At 46.0% G+C, this 14,098-nt stretch carries 10 protein-coding genes and 3 pseudogenes; 10 read left to right on the top strand and 3 right to left on the bottom strand.

The window, feature by feature from the left end:
* Nucleotides 1-110 precede the first annotated feature (110 nt).
* Together SCACP_RS15065 and SCACP_RS15060 are read right to left on the bottom strand one after the other, a co-directional pair.
* Nucleotides 111-350, bottom strand: a complete 240-nt coding sequence (locus SCACP_RS15065) for a hypothetical protein (protein ID WP_425058307.1) — start codon at nucleotides 348-350, stop codon at nucleotides 111-113.
* On the bottom strand, nucleotides 347-625 hold the full coding sequence (locus SCACP_RS15060; RefSeq protein ID WP_425058306.1) for a histidine kinase dimerization/phospho-acceptor domain-containing protein: 279 nt from the start codon (nucleotides 623-625) through the stop codon (nucleotides 347-349). The genes SCACP_RS15065 and SCACP_RS15060 overlap by 4 nt, the downstream gene beginning before the upstream one ends.
* 622 nt (nucleotides 626-1,247) lie before the next feature.
* Between SCACP_RS15060 and SCACP_RS15055 the strand changes: the two genes are divergently transcribed.
* The 7 genes and pseudogenes from SCACP_RS15055 to SCACP_RS15025 all read left to right on the top strand — a co-directional run bounded on the left by SCACP_RS15055 (nucleotide 1,248) and on the right by SCACP_RS15025 (nucleotide 8,562).
* Entirely contained in the window at nucleotides 1,248-2,357 is a 1,110-nt protein-coding gene (locus SCACP_RS15055) for a GNAT family N-acetyltransferase (protein ID WP_425058305.1), read from the top strand.
* A 25-nt stretch (nucleotides 2,358-2,382) separates the two neighbouring features.
* On the top strand, nucleotides 2,383-3,771 hold the full coding sequence (locus tag SCACP_RS15050) for a carboxyl transferase domain-containing protein (protein ID WP_425058304.1): 1,389 nt from the start codon (nucleotides 2,383-2,385) through the stop codon (nucleotides 3,769-3,771).
* 184 nt (nucleotides 3,772-3,955) lie between these two features.
* A complete protein-coding gene (locus SCACP_RS15045) occupies nucleotides 3,956-6,148 on the top strand; it encodes an ATP-binding protein (protein ID WP_425058303.1) in 2,193 nt (730 codons plus the stop codon).
* 214 nt (nucleotides 6,149-6,362) lie between these two features.
* Nucleotides 6,363-6,807 (top strand): annotated as a pseudogene (locus tag SCACP_RS15040) (SLC13 family permease); the annotation flags it as partial.
* A gap of 144 nt (nucleotides 6,808-6,951) precedes the next feature.
* Nucleotides 6,952-7,152, top strand: a pseudogene (locus SCACP_RS15035) (hypothetical protein); the annotation flags it as partial.
* 360 nt (nucleotides 7,153-7,512) lie between these two features.
* Nucleotides 7,513-8,223 carry a Crp/Fnr family transcriptional regulator gene (locus SCACP_RS15030; protein ID WP_425058302.1) on the top strand — a complete coding sequence of 237 codons (711 nt, stop codon included), beginning with the start codon at nucleotides 7,513-7,515 and terminating at the stop codon, nucleotides 8,221-8,223.
* Between the two features lie 99 nt (nucleotides 8,224-8,322).
* Nucleotides 8,323-8,562 carry an MTH865 family protein gene (locus SCACP_RS15025; protein WP_425058301.1) on the top strand — a complete coding sequence of 80 codons (240 nt, stop codon included), beginning with the start codon at nucleotides 8,323-8,325 and terminating at the stop codon, nucleotides 8,560-8,562.
* A gap of 49 nt (nucleotides 8,563-8,611) precedes the next feature.
* Here the strand turns inward: SCACP_RS15025 and SCACP_RS15020 are convergent, their stop codons facing one another.
* Nucleotides 8,612-9,169, bottom strand: a complete 558-nt coding sequence (locus SCACP_RS15020) for a DUF1638 domain-containing protein (protein WP_425058300.1) — start codon at nucleotides 9,167-9,169, stop codon at nucleotides 8,612-8,614.
* 599 nt (nucleotides 9,170-9,768) lie between these two features.
* Here SCACP_RS15020 and SCACP_RS15015 point away from each other — a divergent pair.
* From SCACP_RS15015 to nifV, 3 genes and pseudogenes are all read left to right on the top strand, one after another.
* A pseudogene (locus SCACP_RS15015) lies at nucleotides 9,769-10,035 on the top strand (response regulator); the annotation flags it as partial.
* Between the two features lie 288 nt (nucleotides 10,036-10,323).
* Nucleotides 10,324-12,477, top strand: a complete 2,154-nt coding sequence (locus SCACP_RS15010; RefSeq protein ID WP_425058299.1) for a DctP family TRAP transporter solute-binding subunit — start codon at nucleotides 10,324-10,326, stop codon at nucleotides 12,475-12,477.
* A gap of 436 nt (nucleotides 12,478-12,913) precedes the next feature.
* A complete protein-coding gene (gene nifV, locus SCACP_RS15005) occupies nucleotides 12,914-14,086 on the top strand; it encodes a homocitrate synthase (RefSeq protein WP_425058298.1) in 1,173 nt (390 codons plus the stop codon).
* Nucleotides 14,087-14,098: the final 12 nt, after the last annotated feature.

Genomic DNA, 14,098 nt, shown 5'->3' with positions numbered 1-14,098 from the left:
ATCGCAACAGATTATCCTCCTTGGTACACTATTATTCGGCAAGCCATCTGACACAAAAAAGAGTTATCGCAGGCAACTACCCTAGATTCGCGTTCTAAAGGTCCTGCTTGTCAAAGCTTATCTTCTTGCGTGACGCACTTATCCTCATCGCCGGAATACCATATCAGCTGAATAAAAAGATTGTCTGTACCGGCAAACTCAAGTTTGATGCCTTTTTCAGTGGCTACCGGCTGAAATGAACGGATGACCTTCTCGGCAACCACGTTGATATCAAACTTTTCTTTAACAATAGTAGTCACGCTGGCATCAGCTCTTGCCAGGGTCAATAAATCGGAGACAATTTTGGTCATCTTCTTGATTTCACCTTCATATCATCAAGAACCTGCTCGGAGAATGGCGAAAACTTATTTTCGTCATCTGTGCGAATGGCATCAACAGAAGTCAACATAACACTGAGAGGGGTGCAAAGTTCATGAGATGCGTCAGCAACGAACTCCCGTTGTCGGAAAAAAGAGTTTTTAATCGGGACAATTACCCGTCCCGCCAGTATATGGCCAGCAAAGGTGGCAATAACAAGAAATAAGAGACATACTATGATAAGCACTAGCAATAACCTTTTCAGCATCAGATAATAAGCTGTAATATACTATATACTTCGCCATTAAGTATGCTTTGTTCCGCTACAGGAAGAGGTTTTTAGGCAAACTCTATCTTACAAAAAAACCCGCGAAATTCGCGGGTCTTTTGTAAGATAAGAAAGTATAAGTTTTTGGGTTACCAGTCGGTAGCCCTTTTTTGTTTGTGGCTTTGGTTGGGTGAGATTACCGCCACCAATAACTAATATTACTTATTTTGGTAAAAAAGTAATTTATTACAAGGAAATAGTTGAAATAACGGAGAAAAAATATATTTTTATGGTATCAATCAAAGAGGTAGAATAATCAGGCGGTGAACGTTCTTGAATGATTAATGCCTAATGCAGTAATGGGGATGTTCTGTCTGGTATGTGGGGGGGTGTGAATGAGAGTCCACTGTTTTGGCGGGAGTGGAGTTCCTGCCGACGTTTTGATGTCCGGCTTTTGCTGGATGAGTTCACTTCGTCCGTTTTTTCATGGGGGAGTATGACCGTCCGTGTATACAGATTGGTCGCAGCAGCTAATGTAATATATTCATTAGGGCCGGATGGCATAACTCTCGCGGGGCGGAGTTATGTCCTTTTTTATTTTTATTGACAGGAGGCGAAGTAAATGAATGCTGCTCAAGAACAGGTTGATTTGAGATTGGGCGCGAATATTGCCGGGAAAACTGGAACGTTCGCGCCGGCAGCACTGGTCCGGCCGATGCGGCCGGAGGAGGCGGCCGATGTATGCCGTTGCGTGCACCGCTGTTACGGTTATTCCTATCCAAACAGAAATATGTATGACCCTGCCCGGGTACAGGAGTTGAACCGGGAGGGAAAAATTGTCTCCTATGTGGCTGTTGACCATAATAACGAGTTGATCGGTCATGCCGCACTGGAACTTGACAGCGGCAATCCTACGGTAGCCGAAATGGGCAATGCGTTTGTATTACCGGAACACCGCGGCGGCGGTCTGCTTAACAAGTTTGCTAAGGTCTTGGTAGACGAGGCGAAAGACAGAGGGCTGGCAGGGGCATTTGTCGGTTCGGTATGTTCTCATCCTTATTCCCAGAAAGCGGTGCATAGACTGGATTTTAGTGATACGGCCCTGTGTCTCAGCCGGCTGCCGTGCATGAATTTTCGCCGTTTGCGCTCCGGCGGGCGCCAGCGGGAAAATATCCTGTACTCGTTTCGCTTTTTCCGACTTGACGAAGACTTAACACTATATGTCCCGCAGCATCATTACCAGATGGTTGAGCGAATTTATCAAGGCTTGGGGCTGGGGGTGTCCATTCAAACCGTTCCTGTAGAGTTGCCAGCGACGGAAGGAGCTTTCCGTTCGTCTGCCGATTCTTATGGGGCGGTTCATGTTTTTTTTATACAAAGTGGTGCCGGAACAGCGGCCGGAACGGCCGGAATGGAGAACGTTTTTTATCGCGGTGATCAAACGGAGACGGTGTATCTGTACCTAAACCTTGCAGATCCGGGGACTCCTCGGCTATGCGCGGAATATGAAAAACAAGGGTATTTCTTCGCCGGGGTTTTGCCGGGATCAAAAGGGTTTAACTGGCTGGTATTGCAGCATTTAAACAATACCTATATTGATTACGCCAAACTGGAAGTGGCGTCCGATCTGGGCCGTGATTTGGCGGATTACGTCCGGTGCCATGATCCGCGGCAGCCGGCGGCGGCCGGCTTGGAATTCGTTTACAAGAATGCAGATGCGCTTTGTAAATAGTCGCTTAGAAAGGGAGATGCGAGTAATGGACATAACAAGACAACGTATTGCGCAATTAGTGGACGACAACAGTTTTTTCGAAATCAGCCCGGAAACCGGAGCCATGGCTGTAGCCGGCACCGGCCGGATACACGGCAGGCCGGTTTTTGTGCTGGCGTTTCAGTCGGCGCCCTTCCAGCCTGATGCCGTTTTTGATACTGTGCAGAAAATAGTGGCATTTTTAGAGCAGGTGGCCAAAGATCAATACCCATTAGTTTTTTTCCATGATACTCCTGCTCTGTCCGGAGGGAGAGGCGGCACGCCGCTCAGCGGCGACTACTTCCGTTTGTTGACTGACCGGCGCGGCATGGGGCGGGTATATTGCTTGCAGGCCAGACTGTCAGCAGTCGTGCCGGTTGTTTCCCTGCTTTTGGGCAGAGTGGCTTCCGCTCAGGCTTTTCCTGTCGCGCTGAGCGATGCGGCGGTAATGACAGGACAAGCCGGTCTGTGCATGGGGCGTCCGGATGTGGTCCGGGAGATGGTGGGAGAAGAAGTTGCTTTTGACGATCTGGGCGGAGCCGCCGTTCACAGTGAAGTATCGGGAACGGTTGATAAGGTTGTCAACCGGGAAGAAGAGGCTATCGCTTGGGCCCGCCGGTATCTTTCTTATTTTCCCTCCCGGGCCGGAGGTTATGTGCCGGAAGGAACGGCGTACCCGCCCGCCGGCATGGTTCCGGGAAGGGGAGTTACAGTGGCCAAGAACAGGCCGTTTAACATGCGCGGGCTTATCGACAGTTTTATCGACGCCGGGTCTTTGCTGGAACTGAAAGAAAGCTTCGCCGGCGAAGTGATCACCGGTTTGGCGAGGGTGGAGGGCCTTGCTGTGGGGATTGTCGCCAACAATTCCGCCTGCAACGGAGGAATTCTGTTTGCCGCGACCTGCCGGAAAATAAGCCGGTTTGTTTCGTTATGCGATGCCTATGGCATTCCCCTGTTGTTTCTGGCAGATGTTCCCGGTCTTATGATTGGCGTTGATGCTGAACGGAGCGGCATTGTTAAAGCCGGAGCAGAGTTGTTCGCTGTCCTGGCCCGGACTACAGTCAAAAAAATGTGTGTCGTGACGCGCAAGGCTTTCACCGGCGGCTTGTATGCGATGGCCGGACCGGGATTTGATACCGAATTGTTTTTGGCTTTTCCTGACGCGGCTGTTGGTGTCTACGGTGCGGAAACAATAGAGCGAATGGCCCGTGAACAGGCGGTGCCGGTGTCGGAGAAAGGTGATTACGGCAATTTACCCAAAGCAGGAGCGGACGTCCAGAGGCTGCTTGATCAAGAACTGTTGGACGGGGTGATCATGCCTGAAGATTTGCGGGCGGCAGCCGGAGGGTTCTTGCGCCGGACCCGCCGGGGGCATCCCGGACAAGCGGCGCTCTAAACCGCTGTTTTTTGTTTGATTACAAAAATACCGCTTTGTTAATATTTGACTGTGGGGGCAGGAGTGTTTTCCTTTGGCGGAGAATAATGCTTATAGCAGCTACGCGATAATGCGCTGAAAACGCAGTGCTTGCCTGAGATATCACCCGTTGGTTGCGGATTTTGATTATGGGTGAGTGAGCTTCATGAATTTGTTTAAGTCAATCAAACAGAGATTACTGGCCGGGGTATTTTTGGCTTGCACGGTTTCTTACACCTTATGCGGAATTTTTGTCATCTGTATGGCGGAAAAAAGTGTGCGGGCCGACTTCAACAAGTTGGCGCAGGAGTATGCAGCCGGCGTGCAGGCTAAAATTAGCGACAGAATCCTGGCGACGGCCAAGGAGGATGTCGCCATGCTGGCCGGGGATAAGCGTACTGAGGCGCTGATCAGACGGCTGGGCGGGGATTTTTGCGACAAAATGCCCGGTAAAATGACCGAGCAGGAACTACAGCACCTGCTTATCTTTCTCAAGACCCATGATAAGGTGCTGGGGGTTGCCATCGGTACAGAGGAGGGCGGCTACCTGCCTTATACCTATGTTCCCACAGCCGGGCGCTATGATCCGCGGGTGCGGCCCTGGTACACGGCAGCTATGGCCAACCCGGGCAGGCCGGTGGTGTCTGACCCGTACCTGCAGGTCGGCAACCGGATGGTGCTGTCTGTATCGCAGACCGTGGGACCGGTTGAAAAACCGCTTGGTGTTATAGTCTGGGGCTGGAGTCTGGATATGCTGACCCAGGAACTTAACACCAAGAAATTTGGACGAACAGGCCATGTCATGCTACTGAACGAAAACGACAAAATTGTTGTCAGTCCCAAGCATGCCGAGTGGCTTCTGAAGACGCCGGCCGAACTTAGTATACCGGGATTATCGGGCCTGGAGAGCGCCCACGGGCAAATCAGGCAAGTGACTTGGGACGGAACGGACAAGCTGGTCTACATTAATGTCGATCCCACTATCGGCTGGAAGGTGTTGTGCCTGGTTGACGCGGCGGAAGTGGCAGCTGAGGTTCAGCGTTCCCTGTTGCCCATCTGGCTGGTGTTCGTCGGTTTTTCCATAGTTGCTGTTTTCGGTTTGGTCGCCTGGGTGGCTACCGATATTACCCGGCCGCTTACCGAACTGGCCGCCTGTGCCCGTAAGGTGGCCGAGGGCGGTTTTCCTGATGAGATTCTTTCCGGGCGCGGGCGGGATGATGAAATAGGAATGCTGTCACGGAGTTTTAATCATATGGTCAACGAATTGGCGGCCGCAGCGAAGGAACAGGAACGATACAGGCAAACGCTGGAGGAGAAGGAACGGCAGTATCGCCTGCTGGCGGAGAATGCAGCTGATGTAATTTACCTGTACCGGCTTAAGCCGAAGCGCAGGCTGGAGTATGTCAGTCCGTCTGTTTTTGTGGTGACCGGATACAGTCCCGATGCATTTTATACTGATCAGAAGTTGCTGTTCAGCGTCGTTCATCAGGAAGACCGGGCCCGGCTGAAAGCTCAGCTGGCCAACCTGTCGGTTTCCGGCACGGTTTTTACGAGTTTTAGGATTATCTGCCAGGACCGGAGTGAAATCTGGGTTGAGCAGAAATGTGTACCGGTGGTGGATGATTCAGGGAACATCTTGGCGGTAGAGGGGATTATTCGTGATGTTACCGAGCGCAAGAACATGGAATACGAGATTTCCCGCCTGGACCGGCTGAATGTTGTGGGCCAGATGGCGGCCAATATCGCGCATGAGATCAGAAATCCCATGACGGTGGTGCGGGGCTATCTGCAACACATCAGTGGAAAGGGTGATTTTACAAAATATAAGGACCAGTTTCAGATGATGACGGATGAACTGGACCGCGCGAACCAGATTATTACCGAATATCTTTCACTAAGCAAGCACGGCTTTGTTGATTTCAAGACAGGCAACCTGAATCAAATTATTGAGGCGATATCGCCGCTGTTGCAGGCCGAAGCAGCCGGTTCCGCGAAACACGTCAAGCTGGAACTGGGAACGGTGCCAGACTTATATATGGATGAGAAACAGATGCGGCAACTGCTGCTCAATTTGGTGCGCAACGGTTTGGAAGCTTCGCCACGCGGCGGGACAGTTACCATCTGCACTTATGCGGACAACGGCGCCGTAATTCTCTCGGTCCGGGACCAAGGGCAAGGGATACCGCCCAATCTCCTGGAAAAACTGGGGACGCCGTTTTTCACCACCAAAGAATATGGCACAGGTTTAGGCCTGCCGGTGTGTTACCGTATCGCCGACAGTCACCAGGGGACTATTCAAGTGCGGACTGGCCCCACAGGCAGTGATTTTACCGTGCGGTTTAAAGTATCTGCCGTTTGATAGCGACTGTTTGATAAGGACATTTGTGTTGAGTCGAGTGACGGTTTGCTGACTTATTAAATGGACAAATTTGCTCTGTACCCAATTGATAAAAGATATGGCGCCAACCTTATGCACATGTCATGGACTTATTGGATGTGTACTGGAATCCTTGATCATGATTATGAAGACACCCACTACACCATACGGTGGAAAATCTTAAGAAGGAAAAGGCATGTTAGCAATTCTCGGATTTCTTATGGTAGCAGTAATCATCTATTTACTACTGCAAGAAAAGACAACACCTGCACCTGTTTTCATCATTACTTACTCCTTTGATAGCTGCTCTTGCAGCGGGAGCCGGGGTGCCGGAAATAGCAAAATTTATCCAATCGGGCGTAGGTACCACGATGCCCATCGCTATCTTATTTATCTTCTCAATTGTCTATTTCGGTGTGATGACTGACGTAGGCATGTTTGATCCGTTTGTTAATTTTGTAGTGAAAAAGGCAGGAAGCAATGTAATTTTAGTCACAATAGCGACAGCACTCATTGCTGCAATTGCCCATCTTGACGGCGCATTGGCGTCCACCCCGCTGGTGACGATACCGGCTATGCTGCCCATTTACAAAAAGCTCAATATGAGACCAGTAGTACTATTGGTCATCATTGGTGCCGCCGCTGGTTGTGAACTACCATAAAGTTGCCGAGCAAAACGGCCGTATCAAGGCACATGCCGCCAATGACGAAGGCTTGATTAAAACACTGTTTAATACCCAGGAATTCATATTTTGATGGAGAATTATTCCATCTGAGGTGAACCTATGCAAACCAAGGTTAGTGGCAAAGATGTGTATTTGTCTGGATCGCTGGTAATCGACAAAAACGATTCTATTGAGTTTATTCTTGATGATGACAGGCCATCAATGATACTAAGAATTATATTTAAATATGACCAGTCAAATAATCAAGTTATTACTCGTCGAAGGTTTCTTAGCGATACAGAATTTGAAATTGAGTTAATAAATTATCATAATTCATCCGGGGTTGGAATAAGTCCGGTCCAATTAGGCACAATTCAAGGCACGTTTCGGCTGCCACCGAAGAACAACTGGCCTCCATGGAGAAAATTGCAACTTCAAGCCATGAGCTGGCGAAGCTGGCGCAGGGTCTGCAAACAGCGGTCGCCAGGTTTCGGGTACAGCGACAGAGACTCAACCAACAGCTAAAAAACTAAAACGCATTACCCCGGTATGTTGGGTTCTAAAGAGTAAGAGGATTGGTATTATAGGATGATACCGGTCCTTTTTTATTTTGGGTGGTTTGCTCAGATCGCCTGGTATATTTGAATGATTATTAGCAGGAAATAGAATCTAATATAACGAATGAAGAGCAAAAAAATAAAAATTGCAGGCAGAGGAGCTGAGGAGCTTGTGAAAACAAAATGTATGAAAGACTTAGAGATTTTTTCTGCGTTAACTCCGGCCGAACGGGAAGAAGTCGGAAAGTTAGCGATTAAGAAGATTTATAAAAAGAATGAGTTTGTTTTCCGGGAAGGTGAAGCGGCAGATAGTATTTATTTAATCAAATCCGGGCGAGTTAGAGTGTTTAAAATATCTGATGACGGAAAAGAACTCACTCTGGATTTCTTCAAATCGGAAGACATACTTGGTGAGTCAATGTTTTTTGAGAATGCTCTGCATACTATGAATGCCATGGCATTAGAAGATACATTTATTTGTTGTTGCACTAAAGATCTATTTTCAGTACTTTTACAAAATCCGCAAACTTCTTTAAAAATCATTCAACATTTGGTTCAAAAGGCAAATAATTATACAGATCATTTGTCGCGTATTGCTTTTATGGATGTTAGAGGCCGTATTATTGATCTTTTATCCAGACTGGCGGAAAAATACGGCACTCCTACGCCGGCAGGTTCGACGATCGGTATCGATTTAACTCACCAGGATATCGGCAGTCTTGTTAATGCATCAAGAGTTATGGTTACTAATGTTTTGAGCGAATTACGCAAGGAGAAGTTGGTGCATATTAACGGGCACCGCATTACAATTCTAAATCAAACTTCTGCCATGTAATTACTTGTCTTACATGTAAAACAGTTTACAGAGTTTTGCCTTCTTCTAAAGTAAAATGAAAGTGAACCGGTTCGATATCATTTTATGGGAGGTATTTTGATGTCTGTGCGTCAAGTTATTAAGGGTCAGATTCTTTCAGCGTTAAAAGCTGCCAAGTTTCCCATTGATACTCCTGAACAATTGTTAAATGCCTTTCCCCAAGGGGCAGATACCAAATGCAAAGCGGACGATCTTGAACTGACCGCCGGCCAGGCAGGCAATCTACTGACTGCCAATGATTTTCCCTTCAAAAGTGCCGAGGACGTTGCTGAAACAATTGTCAGCAGAGCCGGTTTATAACGGCGTAAAGTGAAATAGCCTGCCTAAACAAAAGGCAGGCTATTTCACTTTAATCAAGATTAGCAAAAAGTAAGTTCCTGAGGTTGTCCAGGTCTATGGGCATAATCTCAATAGGCACTTGGGTATACTCAAAGAACTCCAATATTTGCTCATCTTCTAATGGGCTGAGGCCGGTATCAAGCAACAGAATACGGTCGTAAAACCCAAAGTTTTGACGAGCGTCAATGCTATCCCATTTAAGCTGTTCGATAAATATTTTGCGCCAGTTTTCAAGCCAGCCACTTGTAATATAGAATGTCCGTGACTGGGCATCCAATTCTTTTAGCTTGTCACCAAGTAGCATTTCGATACAGTTTTTCGCTTGTAAAGTGTTTTTGCCGTAGTTAGCTGCGATTAGTTCCATCTCTGGATGACACATCGTTCCGAATCCTAATAATACATCTTTGTCATTTCCGATGTTTTCTAATGTAGTTTTTATGGAGTGCTCCAGCTTTTTTAGATCTGCGTGCAAACCCGCTTCCAGATAATGAATCTCAACATTTTTTCCTTTTAAAAGTTGTTCAATTTCAGTACGCAATATTTCGCAGCACAAAAGTTTATTTGCCATCTAGTCCGCCTCCCTGTATTATTATCAGATTATTATCTTGCTACTAAAAATGACGTCCCCCCTTTTTTTTACTGGATTTTGCATTTTATTCTTGATTTAGGAATATGGATTATTTTACTTTGCTATTTTGATTATATACTTTTGATTCATCTAAAGATGTAAACCATTTAACATAGCAGGAAAAAATTAAATTAGCAGCTTATTTTCTTTTTTAAGGGCTATGTGAAATGCAATAGAACTAATGATCTTTTATTTTTGATTTGTGACGGAAGTGATGGAAACCACGGACAAAAAGCTTAGCTATATGAAATCCAATAAAGATTTTTTTCTAGGCGCGTTGTTAGTAACGCTCCACCGCTGGCGCTTGACTTACGCTTATACTAACAACACGCCTGTAAATCTTTATTGGATACTATATAGTACTATGATATGTGATATATGGTTTAGGTTACATAAGCTTTGAAATATTGTAATGTTGGGAAAGCTGAGGACATAGTAGAGGAGGCAATATACAATGCAGCGCTCATGGGAGTATGACCGACTACTTGAGTGAAATAAAAGTGGGCGGGAACTGTTCTTCTTGACGGCAATTCCAAGAATTACCGCCTAATTTAACGTTTCTTGATATAACAATGCCGCGTCCGAATGGAATTTGTGCCTTGAAAAAAATCAAAGCCCAAGGTAGGAATGCTAAGGTGATAATGGTTTCGGCAAAATCTGACGCGCCATGGGGAAGGTCCCTGTGGCACAAAAAAGATTATCCTGCCAAGGATGGTCTCCACCATATAAATCGGAAAGTTCCGCGAGAACTCGAAGAAAGGTTGTTACTTGCCAAGGTGAAGATTCGTGTAAATATTTATGGTTAATTAAGTGAATACTGGCTCGGAAAGACTGAAAACCCGCAACTTTTTTTGCGGGTTTTTTGTCTAATCAAAAAGCATAATTCTTCAACCGTTCCCTTTACTGCTGGCCGCATGCAAACGGTTTCAGCGGTTACACAAGGTGTTAACTCTGTATTCTTGATATAATTCAAAATAGTGCAAATATTTAATGGTCAATGTCAAAAAAATAGGAAGGTAGATTTGTTTAAGTGGTGAACGTTCCTCACATGAGAGCCGGTACTAATAAAATTTTTGCTAAAAAGGACGGTAGAAATGACTTTGCTATGGAAGTTGTTAGTATTAATTATTACAACCGGTTTAGTGACAAATTTTTTAGCGGGTGCGGTTGTAATCTTTTTCTTTAACGCCAGTTTCGGCTTTGGAGTAATGCTGGCTGTCCAGATAATAAATGCCGTTATTATCTGGTATAGAGTCTCGGCAATTTTGCGGTCTTCAGGCTTGCTGGAGAAAAGCACGTCGAATCCCGGCGCTGGTGCTTTTCAGGCAGTGATAAAGCAGGACCATGAATTAGAAAATATTGCATTGGCCAAGGCAAAAGGTATTAATCAGCGTGAAAAAATAGATTCAGTGTATACTGAGGCGGAAAATCTATCAAGTGCCAGTGTGGGTCTTGCGTCCCTCATGTATGAGGCCAAACAGGTTGTCAATTTAATTGCTCAGAATATATCTGAAATTGCCGCCGGCGCTAATGATATCGGCAAGATGACGGTGGAAGCAGCCGAACAGACTGACAAGGTTTCAACACTTGTCCAAACAACGGCCGACCGGATGCAGCTTTTGTCTGAGAGCGCTGAATTAATTATAACTGCTTCAACGACTGGACAAACAGCTATTGGGTCTGCCACCAAAACAATTAACGAGATTGCGGAAGGCGCGCAAAAAAATGTACATATGATTGAAAGCTTTGCGCAAAAATCTCATGAAATAAAGGATATAGTTGCCATGATAGCAACGATTACCAACCAGACCAATTTGCTGGCTTTGAATGCAGCTATTGAAGCGGCCCGCGCCGGCGAGCACGGCAGAGGCTTTGCCGTTGTTGCTGACGAGGTGCGAAAGTTAGCCGAGCAATCACAGGAATTTGCCAAGCAAATCGGGTCGGTGATTGATCAGATGCAAGCCGACATGGACAAGGTAGTAGCGGCGTTTCGCGATACGACTGCAGGAATGGCTTCAGGGGTACAGACCATCAACCAGGCCCGTGACAGTTTTGCGGAAATTGCCAAACAGATCGATATAACGCGCACGGGAATTCAAGATGTTGCCCGGTTTGCCAAAGAGCAGGCTGATTTTACAGTTGGATTACGGGATGCTGTGCACCAAGTAGCGGCAGTTACCCAGCAATCCATTGCCGCAACAGAAACCACAGCGGCCAGTACGCAGGAAGTAAACGCCTCGATAGAGGACATTGCCGGCAAAGCAAGAGCACTGTCCCGGTCGGCGGGAGAATTGCATCAAGCGATGCTAAGACTCAATTTAACTGATAAAAAAGTCATTATAATTGCTATCGGCCAATCGGAAACTTCACCCATTTATGCCGGGATGAAAAAATTCTCTGAAATTCTCTCGGCAAAAACCAATGGGAAATTTGAAGTTAAAATATTCCATAATACTCAATTGGGTGATGATATTGAGGTTTTGGATAAATTGAGAAACGGCGTTGTGGATATAACGCTTGTGGCTTCATCCCAGATGGGTTCTATTGCTCGGGAAATGAAAGTTTTTGATTTTCCGTTTACTTTTAAGGACGAGAAGACCGTGGACCAGGTATTGGCAAGTTCCTTTGGTGAAAAAATACTGTCGTCGTTGGAGCAGTATGGTTTGCACGGACTTGCTTTTGTCGACCAGGGTTTCCGTAACTTGACTAATTCACGGCATGCTGTAAGTACCTTGGAAGATTTTCAGGGGCTTAAGATTCGTACCATGAATAACCCGATTCACGCCGAGGCTTTTAAATTACTTGGCGCTGCGCCGGTGCCGCTGGAATTCAGTGGTCTGTATTCAGCGCTCAGTCAGCAGATTATCGACGGGCAGGAGAATCCGCTGTCAATCATTTATACTACCCGTTTATATGAGGTTCAAAAATATTTGACTTTATCTCAGCATATTTATAGTCCGTTTGTTATGCTGTATTCTAAGGTCCTGTGGGATGCTTTGCCTGATTCGGACAAAATGATTATTGCGCAAACTGCCCAAGAAAGCGCCAAATATACTACAGACATAACACGTGCACAAACTATGAAATTAATTACTGAGTTGGAGAATAAGGGTATGATAGTAACGAAAATAGCCGATTCTGAATTGAAGAGACTGCAGAATGCCACGCAGCCGGTATTCAACAAATTCAAGGACCAGATAAACGTATCCCTAATGAACGAGTTGCAGGATTATATGAAAAAGCTTTAGGAGCATTGATGAAGCTAGTGCCTGCTGTCCACCGAAGTTTATGTACAATTACCGCAGGGCGTATTAACCAGTATAGAGAAACCAGCCATAACTTACAGATAAGTTATGGCTGGTTTCTCTTATTATTGCCTGTCGGTCCCCCATTTATGATTGACAGCATAATTATTTGGATCAGGTGGAACTCCAGTATCCTGTTTTTTCGTTGTTCTCTATAATCATGTATACATGAAAAAACGATTGACCAACAGAAAATGTTGGTATATATTATGGATTAATATACTGTTCAAACTCACTTAAACAATATAGTCAAAACATCATATTTTTCAGTATTCTTTGTCCTCTGAGACGAAACTGCCGGCGATTTAATACTAAATATTAATACATTTCATATTGTATTAATATACAAAAAACATTAAAAGAAAAGGGGGCAAAAATTATGGAAAAACGTACTGGCTTCAATGACTGCGCTGAGGGGAAGAATGTGTACATCGTTGATACGACGCTGCGCGATGGGGAGCAGACGGCGGGGGTTGTATTTGCAAACAACGAAAAGATGTACATTGCCAAACTTCTAGATGAAATCGGCGTTGACCAAATTGAAGCCGGCATCCCCATTATGGGTGGTGATGAGGCCGAAAGCGTTCGGGCCATCACTAAACTCGGGCTTAAAGCCAGCATCATGGGCTGGAACCGCGCTAACATTAATGACCTGCAGGCATCAGTGGCCTGCGGCGTTGATGCGGTAGCCATTTCCATCTCAACTTCTGATATTCACATTAAGTACAAGTTGCAGTCATCCAGGGAAAAAGTGTTGGAAAGCATGGTAAAAGCCACCGAATTTGCCAAGAAAAACGGGCTATATATCTCGGTAAACGCTGAAGATGCATCCCGCAGCGACGAAGAATTCCTTACCGAATTCGCCAAAGCGGCAAAACAAGCCGGCGCCAACCGCCTGAGGTACTGTGATACGGTTGGCATTTTGGATCCGCTGCAAATCTACCGGCGGATCAAGTCATTGAAGGAAAAGGTTGATATTGATATTGAAATGCATACCCATGACGACTTTGGCATGGCTACGGCCAATGCCATTGCCGGGCTTCAGGCCGGTGCCCGTTTTGTCGGAGTCACTGTCAACGGTCTGGGGGAACGGGCAGGCAACGCTGCTCTCGAAGAAGTAGTTATGGCCCTCAAGTATGTACTGAAAAAAAATATTCCTTATCAAACCTCAAAATTAAGAGAAACCTGCGAATATGTTTCGCGTGCTTCCGGCCGGACATTGCCGATTTGGAAGTCGGTAGTCGGCGCTAATATGTTTGCGCATGAATCCGGCATTCATGCCGACGGCGCCATCAAAAATCCCCTTACCTACGAGGTGTTTGATCCTGAGGAGATCGGGCTTGAGCGCCAGATTGTCATCGGCAAGCATTCCGGTACTGCGGCAATTATCAGGAAATTCAAAGATTTTAGTATTGAACTTGATGAAGCGGCAGCTTCACATATTCTTACTAAAGTAAGAGTACTGGCTGTCAGCCTGAAACGACCGCTGTTCGACAAAGAAATCATGTACTTATATGACGAATTTTTGAAAGAAAAACAAAATGCGGTTTGACAGAAGGAGGAT

It is taken from the genome of Sporomusaceae bacterium ACPt (assembly GCA_041428575.1).
GTDB classification, from domain to species: Bacteria; Bacillota; Negativicutes; order Sporomusales; family Sporomusaceae; genus Sporomusa_D; species Sporomusa_D carbonis.
This window is presented reverse-complemented; position numbering and strand designations above follow the sequence as displayed.